Annotated in this window: 17 protein-coding genes and 1 pseudogene; 14 read left to right on the top strand and 4 right to left on the bottom strand. The window is 71.5% G+C overall.

All coding sequences use genetic code 11. The features are described from left to right. The 11 genes from ABZ464_RS49240 to ABZ464_RS49190 form a co-directional block, all read left to right on the top strand. A partial coding sequence (locus ABZ464_RS49240; protein ID WP_359288990.1) for a carboxyl transferase domain-containing protein occupies window positions 1–1,022 on the top strand: 1,022 nt, incomplete at its 5' end. Window positions 1,023–1,047: 25 nt separating this feature from the next. Further along, window positions 1,048–1,263, top strand: a complete 216-nt coding sequence (locus tag ABZ464_RS49235; RefSeq protein WP_359288988.1) for an acyl-CoA carboxylase subunit epsilon — start codon at window positions 1,048–1,050, stop codon at window positions 1,261–1,263. A 29-nt stretch (window positions 1,264–1,292) separates the two neighbouring features. Then, window positions 1,293–1,769: a nuclear transport factor 2 family protein gene (locus ABZ464_RS49230; RefSeq protein WP_359288986.1), complete on the top strand. Its 477-nt coding sequence runs from the start codon at window positions 1,293–1,295 to the stop codon at window positions 1,767–1,769. A 59-nt stretch (window positions 1,770–1,828) separates the two neighbouring features. After that, window positions 1,829–3,226 carry an NDP-hexose 2,3-dehydratase family protein gene (locus ABZ464_RS49225; protein WP_359288995.1) on the top strand — a complete coding sequence of 466 codons (1,398 nt, stop codon included), beginning with the start codon at window positions 1,829–1,831 and terminating at the stop codon, window positions 3,224–3,226. Next, a complete protein-coding gene (locus ABZ464_RS49220) occupies window positions 3,223–4,200 on the top strand; it encodes a Gfo/Idh/MocA family oxidoreductase (RefSeq protein WP_359288984.1) in 978 nt (325 codons plus the stop codon). The genes ABZ464_RS49225 and ABZ464_RS49220 overlap by 4 nt, the downstream gene beginning before the upstream one ends. A 271-nt stretch (window positions 4,201–4,471) precedes the next feature. Further along, complete coding sequence (gene rfbA / locus ABZ464_RS49215; protein ID WP_359288982.1) at window positions 4,472–5,341, top strand: glucose-1-phosphate thymidylyltransferase RfbA; 870 nt, start codon at window positions 4,472–4,474, stop codon at window positions 5,339–5,341. A 102-nt stretch (window positions 5,342–5,443) separates the two neighbouring features. After that, window positions 5,444–6,574, top strand: coding sequence for a nucleotide disphospho-sugar-binding domain-containing protein (locus tag ABZ464_RS49210; RefSeq protein ID WP_359288980.1), 1,131 nt, complete (start codon window positions 5,444–5,446; stop codon window positions 6,572–6,574). Then, window positions 6,571–7,566, top strand: a complete 996-nt coding sequence (gene rfbB / locus ABZ464_RS49205; protein ID WP_359288978.1) for a dTDP-glucose 4,6-dehydratase — start codon at window positions 6,571–6,573, stop codon at window positions 7,564–7,566. The genes ABZ464_RS49210 and rfbB overlap by 4 nt, the downstream gene beginning before the upstream one ends. 5 nt (window positions 7,567–7,571) lie before the next feature. Further along, entirely contained in the window at window positions 7,572–8,168 is a 597-nt protein-coding gene (locus tag ABZ464_RS49200) for a dTDP-4-dehydrorhamnose 3,5-epimerase family protein (RefSeq protein WP_359288976.1), read from the top strand. Between the two features lie 70 nt (window positions 8,169–8,238). Beyond that, a complete protein-coding gene (locus ABZ464_RS49195; protein WP_359288974.1) occupies window positions 8,239–9,216 on the top strand; it encodes a thiamine pyrophosphate-dependent dehydrogenase E1 component subunit alpha in 978 nt (325 codons plus the stop codon). Between the two features lie 35 nt (window positions 9,217–9,251). Continuing rightward, window positions 9,252–10,289: a transketolase C-terminal domain-containing protein gene (locus ABZ464_RS49190; RefSeq protein WP_359288972.1), complete on the top strand. Its 1,038-nt coding sequence runs from the start codon at window positions 9,252–9,254 to the stop codon at window positions 10,287–10,289. A gap of 13 nt (window positions 10,290–10,302) precedes the next feature. Here the strand turns inward: ABZ464_RS49190 and ABZ464_RS49185 are convergent, their stop codons facing one another. Then, the gene (locus ABZ464_RS49185; RefSeq protein ID WP_359288970.1) at window positions 10,303–10,917 is read right to left on the bottom strand and encodes a TetR/AcrR family transcriptional regulator; all 615 of its coding nucleotides are present in this window, start codon (window positions 10,915–10,917) and stop codon (window positions 10,303–10,305) included. Window positions 10,918–11,033: 116 nt separating this feature from the next. Here ABZ464_RS49185 and ABZ464_RS49180 point away from each other — a divergent pair, with 116 nt between their 5' ends. From ABZ464_RS49180 to ABZ464_RS49170, 3 genes are all read left to right on the top strand, one after another. Beyond that, window positions 11,034–11,333, top strand: coding sequence for a hypothetical protein (locus ABZ464_RS49180; protein WP_359288968.1), 300 nt, complete (start codon window positions 11,034–11,036; stop codon window positions 11,331–11,333). 64 nt (window positions 11,334–11,397) lie between these two features. Next, on the top strand, window positions 11,398–12,009 hold the full coding sequence (locus ABZ464_RS49175; RefSeq protein WP_359288966.1) for an NAD(P)H-dependent oxidoreductase: 612 nt from the start codon (window positions 11,398–11,400) through the stop codon (window positions 12,007–12,009). 27 nt (window positions 12,010–12,036) lie between these two features. Further along, complete coding sequence (locus ABZ464_RS49170) at window positions 12,037–12,669, top strand: DsbA family oxidoreductase (protein ID WP_359288964.1); 633 nt, start codon at window positions 12,037–12,039, stop codon at window positions 12,667–12,669. A 475-nt stretch (window positions 12,670–13,144) separates the two neighbouring features. Here the strand turns inward: ABZ464_RS49170 and ABZ464_RS49165 are convergent. The 3 genes and pseudogenes from ABZ464_RS49165 to ABZ464_RS49155 form a co-directional block, all read right to left on the bottom strand. Further along, window positions 13,145–13,222, bottom strand: a pseudogene (locus ABZ464_RS49165) (DNA-binding response regulator); the annotation flags it as partial. A 293-nt stretch (window positions 13,223–13,515) separates the two neighbouring features. After that, entirely contained in the window at window positions 13,516–14,640 is a 1,125-nt protein-coding gene (locus ABZ464_RS49160) for a histidine kinase (RefSeq protein WP_359288963.1), read from the bottom strand. Beyond that, the gene (locus ABZ464_RS49155) at window positions 14,637–15,302 is read right to left on the bottom strand and encodes a response regulator transcription factor (protein ID WP_359288993.1); all 666 of its coding nucleotides are present in this window, start codon (window positions 15,300–15,302) and stop codon (window positions 14,637–14,639) included. Before ABZ464_RS49155 ends, ABZ464_RS49160 begins: the two co-directional genes overlap by 4 nt. Window positions 15,303–15,354: the final 52 nt, after the last annotated feature.

Here is a 15,354-nt window from a genome sequence, read left to right as displayed (position 1 = left end):
CCGCACTGACGGACTTCGTGTTCATGGTCCGCGAGACCTCGCAGATGTTCATCACCGGCCCGGACGTCGTCAAGGCGGTCACCGGCGAGGAGATCTCCCAGAACGGGCTCGGCGGCGCCGATGTGCACGCAGGCGTCTCGGGCGTCGCGCACTTCGTCTACGACGACGAGGAGACCTGCCTCGCCGAGGTGCGCTACCTGCTGTCGATGCTGCCGCAGAACAACCGGGAGCTGCCGCCGACGCTGCGTGGCGGGGACCCGGTCGACCGCAGCGGTGACGCCCTGCTCGACCTCGTGCCGGTCGACGGCAACCGCTCGTACGACATCCGCGGGGTGATCGAGGATCTGGTCGACGACGGCGAGTTCATGGAGGTGCACGCCACCTGGGCGCCCAACCTGGTGTGCGCGCTGGCCCGGCTCGACGGCCACGTGGTGGGCATCGTCGCCAACCAGCCCGCTGCCCTGGCCGGGGTCCTCGACATCAAGGCCAGCGAGAAGGGGGCGCGGTTCGTCCAGTTCTGTGACTCCTTCAACATCCCGCTGATCACCCTGATCGACGTGCCCGGCTTCCTGCCCGGCGTCGACCAGGAGCACGACGGCATCATCCGGCGCGGCGCCAAGTTGCTGTACGCGTACTGCAACGCGACCGTGCCGCGGGTCTCCGTGGTGCTGCGCAAGGCCTACGGCGGCGCGTACATCGTCATGGACTCCCGCTCGATCGGCGCCGACATCGCCCTGGCCTGGCCCACCAACGAGATCGCGGTCATGGGCGCCGAGGGCGCCGCCAACGTGGTCTTCCGCCGGGAGATCGCGGCCGCCGAAGACCCCGAGGCGATGCGCAGGCAGAAGATCGACGAGTACAGGACCGAGCTGGTCCACCCCTACTACGCGGCCGAGCGCGGGCTCGTAGACGACGTCATCGACCCCCGCGACACCCGAGCGGTGCTCTGCAAGGCGGTCGCGATGCTCTCCGCCAAGGACGCCGAACTGCCACGCCGCAAGCACGGCAACCCTCCGCAGTGACCCCCGACGGAAAGGTGCCCGAGAGATGACCGCACAGACGCTCCCCCGGCTGTTCCGGGTGGAGAGGGGGTCGGTGACCCCCGAGGAACTGGCCGCCCTCAGCACGGTGCTGCTCGCCCGCGTGGCCGCCGCCGACTCCGCGGCGCAGGACGCCCCGTCCCGCCCCGCCCGGGCCGGCTGGCGCCGGCCGGAGCGCGCCGTCGGCTTCGACGGACCGCGCACCTGGCGCGCTGGCGCCTGAAAACCCCTCCGACCAGAGAAGGAAGCCTCATGTCCCACGACGACACCACCGCCCTCGCCGCCCTCACCACCCAGGTCCGACTGCTCAGCGACCGGGCCGCGATCGCCGAACTGTGCGACCGCTACGTCCGCCACCTCGACAAGGACCGGCACAACGACGACTGGTTCGACGCGGTCTTCACCGACGACGTCCACCTCACCTTCCCCATGGGCGAGTACAAGGGGGTCGAAGGCCTCGCCGACTTCCAGCGGATGGCCCGTACGACCTTCGAGCGCACCCACCACATCGGCTCGAACTACACCATCGAGCTCGACGGCGACCGCGCCGGCGTCCGGGCACACCTGACCGCGGTCCACGTGAAGCGGGGCGAGGAGCCGACCGCCCACTTCGACATAGGCGGCCACTACGAGGCCGAGGCGGTGCGTACCCCCGCAGGCTGGCGGATCCGCCGCTTCGTCTTCGACCTGGTGTGGAGCGCCGGAGACCCGGACCTGCGCCACTCCTGACCCCGTCCCTTCTGCAAAGGACCTTGACGATGTCGCCTCAACCGGTTCAGCCGGCCGGAATGATCACCGGATACCCCGTGCGCCCGCGCGGGTCCGCGGACCTGACCGGCCGCCTGGCCCTGTCGGCCGCGACCACCGAGGGCGCGCGCCTGCGGACCGAGGACTTCCACGCCTGGCTCGACGAACGCCGCCGAGCCAACACCTTCCGTGTCGACCGCATTCCGTTCGCCGAGCTCGACGGCTGGTCCTTCGCGGAGGGCACAGGCAACCTGGTCCACCGCAGCGGCCGGTTCTTCACCGTGGAGGGCCTGCACGTGGTGGAGGAGGCGGCCCCCTGGGGCGACGGCCCCTACCAGGAGTGGCACCAGCCGATCATCAAGCAGCCGGAGATCGGCATCCTCGGCATCCTGGCCAAGGAGATCGACGGCGTCCTGCACTTCCTGATGCAGGCCAAGATGGAGCCCGGCAACCCCAACCTGCTCCAGCTCTCCCCGACGGTGCAGGCCACCCGCAGCAACTACACCAAGGCCCACCAAGGCGCGGACGTGAAGTACATCGAGTACTTCACGTCCGCGCGCCGCAGCCGGGTCGTCGCCGACTCCCTCCAGTCGGAGCACGGCGCCTGGTTCTACCGGAAGTCCAACCGCAACATGATCGTCGAGGCCGTCGACGAGGTGCCGCTGCTCGACGACTTCTGCTGGCTCACCCTCGGCCAGATCGGCGAGCTCCTCCACGCGGACAACCTGATCAACATGGACGCGCGGACCGTGCTGTCCTGCCTGCCCCACGCGGACACCACCCCGGACGCGCTGCTGTCCGACGCGCAGCTGCTGTCCTGGTTCACGAACGAACGCTCCCGCCACCATGTGCGCGCCCGCCGTGTCCCGCTGGCCGACCTGCCCGGCTGGAAGCGCGGCGTGGACGCCATCGCGCACGAGGAGGGCCGCTACTTCCACGTCGTCGCCGTCGCTGCCCAGGCCGGCAACCGGGAGGTGACCCGCTGGACGCAGCCCCTCATCGAGCCGGTCGGTCGCGGCGTCACCGCCTTCCTGACCCGCGGCTTCGGCGGCGTCCAGCACGTCCTGGTGCACGCGCGGGTGGAGGGCGGCCTGCTGGACACCGTCGAACTGGCCCCGACCGTCCAGTACACCCCGGAGAACTACGACGGCCTGACGGCCGCCGAGCGCCCCGCCTTCCTCGACAGCGTGCTCGCCGCCGATCCCTCCCGGGTCCGCTACGAGGCGGTGCACTCGGAGGAGGGCGGCAGGTTCCTCAACGCCGAGAGCCGGTACCTGCTCGTCGAGGCGACCGAGAAGGAGGCACCGCAGGACCCGCCGGCCGGGTACGCCTGGGTCACCCCGGCCCAGCTGACGTCCCTCACCCGGCACGGCCACTACCTGAACGTCCAGGCCCGCACCCTGCTGGCCTGCCTGAACGCGACGGTGGTGCGCCGATGAGCGACGCCCTGCGGATCGGTGTCCTCGGCTGCGCGGACATCGCCGTCCGCCGCATGCTGCCGGCGATGGCCGCCCACCCCGACGTGGTCGTCACGGCCGTCGCGAGCCGGGACCGGGCCAAGGCGGAGAAGAGCGCCGCACCCTACGGGGCCGCCGCCGTCGAGGGATACGGCGAGCTGCTGGGCCGCGAGGACGTCGACGCGGTGTACGCGCCGGTGCCGGCGGCGCTGCACGCCGAGTGGACCGGTGCGGCGCTGCGCGCGGGCAAGCACGTCCTCGCCGAAAAGCCGCTCACCCTCGATCCCGACGAGACCCGCCGACTGCTCGAACTGGCCGGGAACGCGGGCTTGGGGCTGATGGAGAACGTCATGTTCGTCCATCACGGCCTGCACCGGACCGTCCGCGACCTGATGGCGGATGGCGCGATCGGTGAACTGCGCTCCTTCCAGGCGGTGTTCGGCATCCCCCGGCTGCCCGACAACGACATCCGCCACGACCCCGAACTCGGCGGCGGGGCCCTGTGGGACGTGGGCGTCTACCCGCTGCGGGCCGCCCTGTACTTCCTCGGCGACGAACTGGAGGTCCTCGGCGCGCACCTCCACCGCGGTGCCGGACGGCTCGTCGAGACCGCGGGAACCGCCCTGCTGCGCACCCCCGGGGGTGTCGGCGTGCAGGTCGCCTTCGGGATGGACCACGCGTACCGGGCCTCGTACGAGCTGTGGGGCAGCGAGGGCCGGATGGTGGTGGACCGCGCGTACACCCCACCCGCCGACTTCACGCCGATCATCCGGCTCGAACGACGGTCCCGCACCGAGGAGATCCGCCTGGCCCCGGAGGACCAGGTGGCCGCCACGGTTGCCGCGTTCGTCGCGTCCGTCCGCTCCGGCGCCGGGCCCGCCTACGACCGTGCGGCGCCGCTGCGGCAGGCCGAACTGCTGGACGCGGTCCGCAGGGTCGGCACACGGCCCGCCTGACGGACTTCTGACACTCACCTGGCCAACGCCCGACGCATCTGCCCGGGCCGTGGAAAACCTGACCCAATCCTGAAACCGGGCGTCTTGAACGGCGGACCGGGGCCGAAGAGGCTTGATCGCAGGGTCCGGTGAGGTGTCCCGCGGGCCCGCTTCGGGCCCCGCCGCGGACCCCCGGGCGACGCGTGCCGTGCCGCACTCCCGCGGACGAGATCCCCCGGGTTGCTCCGGAACCTCCGGCGAATGGCCAGAACCCCCGAATGGAGACATGGGCGTGAAGGGAATCATCCTGGCCGGCGGTCATGGAACCCGGCTGCATCCGATCACTCTTGGCATGTCCAAGCAGCTGCTGCCGGTCTACGACAAGCCGCTGATCTACTACCCTCTGTCGGTCCTGATGCTCGCGGGCATCACCGAGATCCAGATCATCTCGGCACCCGACGACATCGAGAACTTCCAGCGTCTGCTGGGCGACGGCGCACACGTCGGCCTCAGGCTGAGCTACGCGGTGCAGACCGAACCCCGGGGCCTGGCCGAGGCGTTCATCATCGGCGCCGACCACGTGGGCGACGACTCCGTGGCCCTGGTGCTCGGCGACAACATCTTCCACGGCCCCGGATTCAGCAATCTGCTCCAGCGCAAGGCCGAGGACGTCGACGGCTGCGTTCTGTTCGGCTACCCGGTGAGCGACCCCGAGCGCTACGGGGTCGGCGAGGTCGACGGGAACGGCAGGTTGCTGTCCATCGACGAGAAGCCCGAGCGGCCACGCTCCAACCTGGCCATCACCGGTCTGTACTTCTACGACAACGAGGTCGTGGACATCGCGAAGAACCTCACGCCCTCCGCACGCGGCGAGCTGGAGATCACGGACATCAACCGGGTCTACCTGGAGCGCGGCAAGGCGGACCTCGTCTCCCTCGGGCGCGGCTTCGTATGGCTGGACGCCGGAACCCACGACACGCTCACCGAGGCCGGCCAGTACGTGCAGATCCTCGAGCACCGGCAGGGCGTGCGGCTCGCCTGCATCGAGGAGATCGCCTGGCGCATGGGCCTCATCGACCGCGAGACCTGCCTGCGCCTGGGCACCCAGCTCGCCAAGTCCCCCTACGGCAGGTACGTGATGGAGGTGGCGGCGGCCGGCTGACCGGAGACATTCGCCCGTGACGATCCCCTCGCAGCCCCCTCCCCCCTGAGCCGGAGAGAAGACATGCGTCTTTTGTTCACCACCATCCCAGGAACCTCGTACATGCTCCCGCTGGTTCCGCTCGCCCACGCCGCCCTGGCAGCCGGACACGAGGTCCTCGTGGTCGCCGGAGACCCCGCGCTGCGCGTCGCGAACCACGCCGGTCTGCAGACGGTCGCGGCCGACCCGGAGGCTGCGGCGCCCTACGAGGAGCTGGTGCGCAGGGCGACCGAGGCCCCCATGGCCGAGGAGCGGCCGAGCGAGGAACTCGTCGCCTACGTGGCCTCGGTCTTCGGCGAGGTCGGCGCGCGCATGGTGGACCACCTCGTCGGGACGGCGAAGGCGTGGGGCGCGGACGCCCTGGTGTATCCCGCCAACCACGTGGGTGGTCTGCTCGCGGCCCGCGCCGTCGGCATCCCCGCGATCCTGCACGGTATCGGCACCCCGCGCGCCACCTTCGGACCCGCTCTCGGGTACGCGGCGCCGGTGGCCGAGCGGCTCGGCGTCAAGGGGCTCGTGGAGGCGGACGTCTCCGTCGACCTGTGCCCGCCGTCCCTGGTACCGCCCCACCCGCGTGCGGTGGTGCCCCACACGCTGCCGATGCGCTACACCCCGTACAACGGCGGCACCGAACTGCCGGCCTGGCTGCTGGAGCCCGCCGGGCGCCCGCGGGTGGCCGTGACGCTCGGCTCGCTCTCCGCCGTCTACGGGGACGGGGCGCTGCTGCGGGAGATCGTGCTCGGTACCGCGGACCTGGGCATCGAGCTGGTCGTCACGACCGGCGGCGCGCAACTGCCCGCGCTGGACTCGCTGCCGCTGGAGCATGTGCGGCTCGAGGACTGGGTGCCGCTGAACGCCCTGCTGGCCACCTGCGCCGGCATCGTCCACCACGGCGGCATGGGCACCACCTACGCTGCGTTCGACGCGGCCGTCCCGCAGTTGGTGATCCCGCTGACCGGCCCGGAGAGCGCAGCCAACGGCCGGGTGGCCGAGGCGCGCGGCGCGGGGACGGTGCTGGGCGCGCCCGGCTCACAGCCGGTCACCGCGGCGGCCGTCGGCCGCGCCGTCGGGGGCCTGCTGCGCGATCCGGCCTTCGCCAAGGCGAGCCGGGAGGTCTCACTGGAGATGAGGGAGATGCCGGCGCCGAGCAGCGTGATCGGCCGGCTGACGGCACTGATCGGGGAGATGTCATGAAGGTTCTGGTCACCGGCGGCGCCGGTTTCATCGGCTCGCACTACGTACGCTCCGTGCTGGCGGGCGCCTACGGCCCCGCCGAGGACGTCCTCGTCACCGTCCTGGACAAACTGACCTACGCCGGCAACCGGGCCAACCTGCCCGCCGCGGACGACCGGCTCCGCTTCGTTCGGGGCGACGTCTGCGATCTTCAGCTCCTGCTGGACCTGCTGCCGGGCCACGACACGGTTGTCCACTTCGCGGCCGAGTCGCACGTGGACCGCTCTTTGGAGAGCGCCGCGGAGTTCGTCCGCACCAACGTGCTGGGCACGCAGGCCCTGCTGGAGGCCGCCCTGCGAACGGGCGTCGGGCGCGTCGTGCACGTCTCCACCGACGAGGTGTACGGCTCGATCGACGAGGGGGCGTGGACCGAGGGCTTCCCCCTGCTGCCCAACTCCCCGTACGCGGCCTCCAAAGCGAGCTCCGACCTCATCGCCCGGTCGTACTGGCGCACCCATGGCCTGAACGTGTCGATCACGCGCTGCTCCAACAACTACGGCCCCTACCAGCACCCCGAGAAACTGATCCCACGGTTCGTCACCAACCTGTTGGAGGGCAAGCCCGTCCCGGTCTACGGCGACGGGGCCAACCGGCGGGAGTGGCTGCACGTCGACGACCACTGCCGGGCCGTCCACCTGGTGCTCACCCGGGGCCGGGCCGGCGAGATCTACAACGTCGGCAGCGGCAGCGAGCACACGAACATGGAGCTGACCGAGCGCATCCTGGACAGCTGCGGCGCGGACTCCTCGATGATCCGCTTCGTCGCCGACCGCAAGGGCCATGACCTGCGCTACTGCCTCGACGACAGCAAGATCCGCGAGGAACTCGGCTACGCGCCGCGCATCGCGTTCGACGACGGTCTCGCCGAGACCGTCGCCTGGTACCGGGACAACCCGAACTGGTGGAAGTCCGTCAAGCACGGCCTTCCTTCGACGACCGGACGGGGTGAGTGAGGGCCGTGGACGTACACGCACTGGACATCGACGGCGCCTTCGCGTTCACGCCCCCCGTGTTCAAGGACCGCCGCGGTCTGTTCGCCTCGCCCTTCCAGGGCGCAGCCTTCGCCGAGACCCTGGGCAAGCCTCTGTTCCAGGTGCAGCAGGTGAGCCACAACCTCTCCTCCCGGGGCGTGCTGCGGGGCATCCACTTCACCGCCACGCCGCCGGGCATGGCCAAGTACGTCTACTGCCCGTACGGGCAGTTGCAGGACTACCTGATCGACCTGCGCGTCGGCTCCCCGACGTTCGGCAAGTGGATCACGACCCGGCTCGGCGCCGACACCGCCCGCGCGCTGTACGTCCCGGTGGGGGTGGGGCACGCGTTCCTGTCCCTCGCGGACGACTCGATGGCCGTGTACGTGATGTCCGAGGGGTACGTGCCGGAGAACGAGTACGCGATGAATCCGCTCGACCCCGAGATCGGCCTGGCCTTCCCCGAGGATGTCGAGCTGGTCCAGTCGGACCGGGACCTCGCCGCCCCTTCCCTGGCCGAGGCCCTGGAGCGCGGGATGCTCGCCGACTACGCGCTCTGCCGGGAGCTGGACGCCAAGTTGTGACCCCGTCCGCCCGCCCCGTTTCCCCCTGATGACGTTCCCGTACGACACACCCTTGCAAGGAGGCCCGACGATGCTGTCCGACCGCGCCCGGCTGGTCCGTGACATGGTGCGCATCCGCGTGGTGGAGGAAGTCCTCGCCGACTACTACCGCGACGAGCAGGAGATGCGCACGCCCACCCACTTCTCCATCGGACAGGAGGCGAGCGCGGTCGGCGTCTGCGGGGCGACCAGGCCCGAGGACTGGGTCTATGCCGCGCACCGCTCGCACGCCCCGTACCTCGCCAAGGGCGGCGACCTGAAGGCGATGGTGGCCGAGCTGTACGGCAAGCAGGACGGCTGCGCACACGGCCGCGGCGGTTCGATCCACCTGGTCGACCAGTCGGTGGGTTTCGCCGGCTCCGCGGCCATCCTCGGCGAGATGATTCCGGTGGCGGTCGGCTCCGCCTGGGCCTTCGCCCGGGCCAACGAACCGCGTGTCGCCCTCACCTTCTTCGGGGACGGCTCCACGGAGGAGGGCGTCTTCGCCGAGTCCCTGAACTTCGCGGCGGTACACCGGATTCCTGTTGTCTTCGTCTGCGAGAACAACCTGTATTCGATCTCCTCGCCGTTGAGCGCGCGCCAGCCCGGCGGGACGTCGATCACGCGCCGGGCCGAGGCGGCCGGCGTGACGTCCCTGGCCGTGGACGGCAACGACGTGTTCGCCGTCAAGGAGGCGGCCGAGAAGGCGGTGCTGCAGTGCAGGGAGGGTGACGGCCCGGTTCTGCTGGAGCTGGCGACGTACCGCTGGCGGGAGCACGTCGGCCCGGGCTGGGACGCCGACCACGGTTACCGGACCCAGGAGGAGATCGACTCCTGGATGGCAGGGTGCCCGATCGTCCGCGCCGCGGACGCGCTGCGTGAGCAGGAGCCGGAGATCGACGCGATGGTGGCCGGCTGGCGGGTGCAGTTCCACGACGAGATCCAGGCAGCGGTCGCGTATGCCAAGGAGCGGCCCTTCCCGGAGGTCGACCGGCTGCTCGACGGCGCCTACGCGCCCGTGACCCACTGACCTGCAACCCCACTCGACAGGAGAACACACCGGACATGCGCACGTTGACGTACTGGCAGGCCATCAGCGAGGCCACCGTGCAGTGCATGGAGGCCGACGAGAAGATCTTCATCGCGGGAGAGGGCGTCGATGACGTCAAGGGCACCTTCGGCACCACGAAAGAGGCGTTCGACCGGTTCGGCGCCAAGCGGGTCATCGACGTGCCGAACTCGGAGAACGCCACGGCCGGCATCGCCATCGGCGCGGCCGCCGCGGGGCACCGGCCGCTGGTGGTGCACACCCGCGCGGACTTCATGTTCCTGGCCCTCGACCCACTGGTGAACCTGGCCGCCAAGTGGCGGTACATGTACGGGGGCGACAAGGGCGGGGTGCCCGTGGTGACCCGCGGTGTGGTCGGCCGCGGCTGGGGGCAGGGCGCGACCCACTCGCAGAGCCCGCACGCCACCTTCGCGCACTACGCCGGGCTGCACGTGGCCACGCCCGCGTCGCCTGCCGACGCCAAGGGCATGCTGGTGCAGGCACTGACCGGCGACGCCCCGGTGGTGTTGATCGAGAACCGGAACCTGTATCCGCTGACCGGCGAGGTTCCCGAGGAGGCCACCCCGGTCCCGTTCGGTGTCGGTCGGTACGCCCGGCGCGGCACCGATGTCACCGTGGTCGCCGCCTCCCTGATGGTGCACGAGGCGGAGCGCGCGGCCGAACAGTTGGCCCGGCGGGGCATCAGCGTGGAGGTGGTCGACGTCCGCAGCATCCGGCCGTTGGACGAGGGCATCATCTGCGAGTCCGTGGCGAAGACCGGCCGCCTGGTCGTCGCGGACACCAGTTGGGCCCGCTACGGCTTCGCCGCGGAGGTGGCCGCGGTCGTCGCCGAGCAGATCCCGCAGGCGCTCCTCGCGCCGGTGAGCCGGGTGACGCTGCCGGACAGTCCCGCGCCGGTGTCCCGGCCGCTGGAGGAGGCCTTCCACCCGGGGGCACAGGGCATCGTCGACGCCTGCCTGAAGGTGTGCGACGACGTGGCGGGCTCGCTGCCCGCGCTGTCCGACGTCGCCGCAGGCTTCATGGGCCCCTACTAGGCATCGGCCCGGTTCAAGGGCACAGGGTGCGTTCCGCGGTCGCCACCAGGGTGGCGGCGACCGCGTCGGGGCCCAGACCCCGACCCGTGTAGAGCAGGTCGAAGCTGTCGAAGCCGGAGACCAGCCACAACACGGCGGCGGCTTCGTCGGCGGTGACGTCCGGACGCAGCGCCCCCTGTGCGGCCAGTCGCAGGGCGAGGTCGTTCATCCCGCGGGCCCGGCCCTCCTCCAGGCGCTGGACCGCGCCGCCGACCGCGTCGGCGGCGAGTTGGGCCATGGAGTAGAGGGCGCGCAGCACGTCCCGGTGGGCGGCGTACATCGCGACATTGCCGCGGATGCCGTCGCGCAGGCCGGCGAGCGCGTCCGGCTGGAGCACCGCCCGGACCATCTCGGTGAATCCGCCGCGGTGCAGCAGGTCTCCGCCCAGGGCGTCGAAGAGTCCCGCCCGGGATCCGAAGACCAGATAGACGGTCGAGCGTGACACGCCTGCCGCCTTGGCGATCCGGTCGACGCTGACCGGCTCGGAGGGTGTCGTGCGCAGGCGCTCGTACAGCGCGTCGAGGATGCGCCGCCGGGTCTCTTCCGCGGCCTCGGCGCGTAGCCGCTGCTCGTACTTCCGATGTGCCATGGGCCCGATCCTAACATTGGCTTGACAGCTCGTCTCGTGAAAGACAGGATGTCCAGTGAAAGTGGAAGACAGCCTGTCCGGCGAAAGTCGCTTTCCCTGATCGAAAGGACCCCGTGATGCGGGTGATGATCCGCTACAAGCTCAAGCCCGATCAGGTGGAGCGGAACCTGAAGCTCCTCTCCGCCGCGTACGAGGAGATGAACGCGCTGCGTCCGCCGGGCCTGAAGCACGTCAGCTATCAGCTCGACGACAAGGTCACCTTCGTCGACTTCGTGGAGACCGAGGGGCGTGGGGCGGGACCGCTCGCCACGCTCCCCGCATTCGGGCTCTTCCGCGCGACCCTCGACGCCCGCTGTGTCGAGCCGCCTCGCCTGATCGAGCTCCACGACGCCGGTTCCTACGACGGTTTCGCCTGACCCCCACGCGAACCCGGTCCCCGTACCCAACGAACAGCACCGACACGAGAACAGGAAGAACGACATGACCCGGATCGCCGTCATCATCGGCAGCACCCGCCCCGGCCGCCGCGGAGCCGGCGTGGCTCAGTGGGTCCAGGAGGCCGCCGGCCGCCACGAGGCCGTCAAGGCCGGTGACGCCACCGTCGAGATCGTGGACATCGCCGAGTTCAAGCTTCCGCTGCTCGACGAGGCCGTGCCGGCCGCGTTCGGGCAGTACGGCAACGAGCACACCCAGAAGTGGGCGCGGACGATCACCTCGTACGACGGCTTCGTCTTCGTGACCCCCGAGTACAACCGGTCCGTGCCGGCCTCGCTCAAGAACGCGATCGACTTCCTCTACCACGAGTGGTCGAACAAGGCCGCGGGCTTCGTCAGCTACGGCACCCAGGGCGGCCTGCGAGCCGTCGAGCACCTGCGGACCACGCTGGCCGAGGTGAAGGTCGCCGACGTGGCCACCGCGGTCGGCCTGCAGATCTTCACCGACTTCACGTTCTCCGACCCGACCAACCCGCTCGACCCGGGCACCGTCACCCCCGGCCCGCAGCAGGAGCCCGCCCTCCACAAGATGCTGGACGAGGTCATCGCGTGGTCCGGCGCCCTGAAGCCGCTGCGCGCCCAGGCGTCGGCGGTCTGACCGTACGAGTGTGCGAAAGGGCAGACCATGAAGGTTGAGGTCTACGCGGACTTCGCGTGCGCCTGGTGCCGCCTCGGCATGCGCCGGTTCGAACGCGCGGTGGCCGCGGCCGGCGGCGAGCAGCCCATCGAACTCGTCCACCGTCCCTACCGACTCAGCCCCGACGCGTCCGAGGAGCCGCGCTCCACGGTGGAGCTGATGACGGAGATGATCGGCAGCCGCGAGCAGGTCGACGCGATGTTCGGGGAGATGGCTCAGCTCGGCGCGAGCGAGGGCGTGGAGTACCGGTTCGACCGCACGGTCGAGGTCAACACCCTCACCGCGCACCGGCTGATGTGGTTCGCCGCGAAGAAGTATCCCGCCGCGGTACGCTCCGCATTGGCGAATGCCGTCTACGACGCCCACTTCCGCGACGGTGCGAACATCGCCGACCACACGGAGCTCGTCGCGCTGGCGGAGAGCGCGGGCCTGGACGGCGACCGGGTGCGGAGCTTTCTCGCTTCGGACGAGGGCGTCGCCGAGGTGAGCGCTCAGGCCGCCGCCGCGAGGCGGGACGGTATCACCTCGGTGCCGACCTTCGCCTTCGAGAACGGGGAACTGCTCCACGGGGCCAGCACGAGCGAGGAGATCCTCGCCGCTCTGCGGCGAGCGGCGCGGTAACGGACGGGGCGCGCCGCTCGAACCTGGCCGCGGGCACAGGGCACAGGGAGCGGCGAGCTCGCCCTCTTGCGCAGGGCGGCGTTCACCGCACGGCGTCCCCGGCACCGGCTCGCCCCGGCCACCGCGCGACCTCGGTGGGCACCCGCTGGACGAACGGTGTGCCTGTTGGCCTGTGACGGGTTTGACGTGTGTACGCGGGGTCGAGCGCTCTCGTGAGCTCGGCCCCCGGAGGACCTCGTACGCGCCTGCCGGGGATCGTCCGACACCTGCTGCGGTCTGCCCCTGTCCGTGCGGGGGAGCTCGGTGCGAGATACGCCGCCTCACCGGACTTCCCGGTCGGCGCCGCGTCCCCACCGGCCGTGCCCGCCCCGGCGGGACGGTGCGGGGGACTGTTCGACCAGGCCGTGGAGGTGGGCGACCGTCTCGTCGCCGATGCCGAGGCGGGCGGAGGGGCGACGCTGTCGGCGAGGCGGGTGAGGAGGCGTCGGGTCACCGAGGGGTCGATGAGGGCGTCGCCGCGGGCGGCCACGCGGACGGCGGCGATGAGTTCCTCGGACTTCACCTTCGCCCCCGACGGAGGCTTCACCTTCACCATCGACGGCACCCAGGCCTGCCCGTCGGCGGCCTGACCGTCTTCCTGACGGTCGCCTGGCGGCGCCACCGGCCCTCCCGGCTGATCGCGGCGGTCTGATCGGAGCGCCTGAAAGCCGACGGCAGCCCCGTCCGTCCCCGCCGCCGGAAGGCCCCGTCGATCGAGGCCCGAGGCCCGAGGCCCGAGGCCCGAGGCCCGAGGCCCGTCGCCCGAGGCCCGACGCCCGTCGCCCGAGGCCCGACGCCCGGCGCCCGTCAGTCCGACCGCCCCGGGATCCGCAGGTGTACCTCATAGCCGCCCCCGGCCGTAGGCCCCGCGGCGAGCGTGGCGTCCAGGAGGTCGGCTCGTTCGCGGAGGCCGATCAGGCCTTGGTGGGAGCCGGGGAGGGGGAGGGAGGGGCGGGTGGGGGGTGTGTTCGTGATCGTCACGCCGAAGGCCGTGCGGTCGGCCGTGTGCCAGAGGCGGACCGTCGCCGAGGCGCCGGGGGCGTGCTTGCGGACGTTGGTGAGGGCTTCCTGGACGGTGCGGTACACGGCGCGCTGGGCCGTGGTGCCGACCTCCGGCGGCAGCTCGCCGCTCAGTTCGGCGTCGATGCCGCTGGTCGTGACGAGCCGGTACAGATCGGCGAGCGTGGGCTGCGGGGTGAGCTCGGTGGACCGGCCCCCGGAGGCCCGCAACAGGGTGACCATGTGGCGCAGTTCGTCGAGGGTGTCCACGCTCAGCGAGCGGATCGTGCGGGCGGCGTCCCGGCAGCCGGGGTCGGCGGCGGCCACCTGGAGGGCTCCGGCCTGGACGGCGATCAGGCTCACCTGGTGGGAGACGACGTCGTGCATCTCGCGGGCGAGCTGGGCGCGTTCGCGGGCGAGGACGGCCTGGGAGTGGAGGAGGCGTTCGTGCTCGCGCGCCTCCTCGATCTCGGTGAGCCGGCGGGCCAGGTCCCGGCGGGCCTGGACGAGCTGGCCGAGGAGCACGGGGGCGGCGGCGGTGGCGAGCGTGTAGAAGAAGTAGACCAGCGTCCAGGTGCGCTCGCGCGAGGAGAGGTCGGCCGGCGGCCAGGGCGCGGCGGAGGCCACGGCGAACAGCACCGCGCACACCACGAGCAGCCGCCGGTCGCGGGAGCGTTCGGCCAGCGTGAACAGCGCCGCGAACGGGGCGAACACGATGTCCAGCACGAGGCTCGCGGGAAGGGCCAGAAGGAACACCGGGAGCGGGAAGCGGCGGCGCGCGGCGAGCGCGGCGCAGGCCACCGCGGCCATGGCCCGCTCGACCGGGCCGGTGCCCTCCAGGTTGAGCAGGACGTCGACGACGGCGACCGCGACGACCACGGCGTCGACCGCGGGGGCGGGGATCCGCGCCCACCACGCCCGGGGCGCGGTCATCGCCCGGACTCCGGGCCCCGCCGTCCGGCGTCGAGCAGCCCCGCCCGCTGCGCCAGCAGCGCCGCCTGCACCCTGCTGCCGACCCGCAGCTTGGTCAGGATCGCGCTGACGTGGTCCTTGACGGTGCCCGCGCTGAGATGGATCCGGGCGCCGATCTCGGTGTTGGAGAGCCCCTCCGCGATGAGTACGAGCACCTCGCGCTCCCGCTCGGTGAGCCGGCCGACGCGGGCGGTGTCCTCGTCGTCGGCGGCCGCCGACGCGCCGGGGTGACTCCGCCACACGGCACGCGACGCCTTCGGCGACAGCACGACCCCGCCCGCGGCCAGGGTCCGTACGAGCTGGGCGAGCTGGTCGGGCTCGGTGTCCTTGAGCAGGAACCCGGCCGCGCCGGAGCTCAGGGCGGTGAGGATGTACTCGTCGGCGTCGAAGGTCGTCAGCATCGCCACCACCGGCGGCGCGGGCAGGACGCGCAGCTCCCGCAGCACCGTCAGCCCGTCCACGTCCGGCATCCGGATGTCGAGCAGCACGACGTCGGGAGCGGTCCGGCGTACCGTGTCGACCGCCTCCGCGCCGGTCGTCGTCGCGACGACCTCGATGTCGTCCGCCGCGCTCAGGATGAGCTGGAAACCGGAGCGCACCAGCGCCTCGTCGTCCACGACCATGACCCGGATCACGCGCGCCCCGCCTCGCCGTCCCTCTGCGCACGGCTCCGGC

It is taken from the genome of Streptomyces sp. NPDC005820, assembly GCF_040630255.1.
GTDB lineage: Bacteria > Actinomycetota > Actinomycetes > Streptomycetales > Streptomycetaceae > Streptomyces.
The sequence above is the reverse complement of the archived record's forward strand: the minus strand, read 5'-3'. Positions and strand labels throughout refer to the sequence as shown.

Coding starts and splice junctions, on each gene's coding strand:
- ABZ464_RS49235 (WP_359288988.1), top strand. CDS start 1,048: ATGACCGCACAGACGCTCCCCCGGCTGTTCCGGGTGGAGAGGGGGTCG.
- ABZ464_RS49230 (WP_359288986.1), top strand. CDS start 1,293: ATGTCCCACGACGACACCACCGCCCTCGCCGCCCTCACCACCCAGGTC.
- ABZ464_RS49225 (WP_359288995.1), top strand. CDS start 1,829: ATGATCACCGGATACCCCGTGCGCCCGCGCGGGTCCGCGGACCTGACC.
- ABZ464_RS49220 (WP_359288984.1), top strand. CDS start 3,223: ATGAGCGACGCCCTGCGGATCGGTGTCCTCGGCTGCGCGGACATCGCC.
- ABZ464_RS49210 (WP_359288980.1), top strand. CDS start 5,444: ATGCTCCCGCTGGTTCCGCTCGCCCACGCCGCCCTGGCAGCCGGACAC.
- rfbB (WP_359288978.1), top strand. CDS start 6,571: ATGAAGGTTCTGGTCACCGGCGGCGCCGGTTTCATCGGCTCGCACTAC.
- ABZ464_RS49195 (WP_359288974.1), top strand. CDS start 8,239: ATGCTGTCCGACCGCGCCCGGCTGGTCCGTGACATGGTGCGCATCCGC.
- ABZ464_RS49190 (WP_359288972.1), top strand. CDS start 9,252: ATGCGCACGTTGACGTACTGGCAGGCCATCAGCGAGGCCACCGTGCAG.
- ABZ464_RS49185 (WP_359288970.1), bottom strand. CDS start 10,917: ATGGCACATCGGAAGTACGAGCAGCGGCTACGCGCCGAGGCCGCGGAA.
- ABZ464_RS49180 (WP_359288968.1), top strand. CDS start 11,034: ATGCGGGTGATGATCCGCTACAAGCTCAAGCCCGATCAGGTGGAGCGG.
- ABZ464_RS49175 (WP_359288966.1), top strand. CDS start 11,398: ATGACCCGGATCGCCGTCATCATCGGCAGCACCCGCCCCGGCCGCCGC.
- ABZ464_RS49170 (WP_359288964.1), top strand. CDS start 12,037: ATGAAGGTTGAGGTCTACGCGGACTTCGCGTGCGCCTGGTGCCGCCTC.
- ABZ464_RS49160 (WP_359288963.1), bottom strand. CDS start 14,640: ATGACCGCGCCCCGGGCGTGGTGGGCGCGGATCCCCGCCCCCGCGGTC.
- ABZ464_RS49155 (WP_359288993.1), bottom strand. CDS start 15,302: ATGGTCGTGGACGACGAGGCGCTGGTGCGCTCCGGTTTCCAGCTCATC.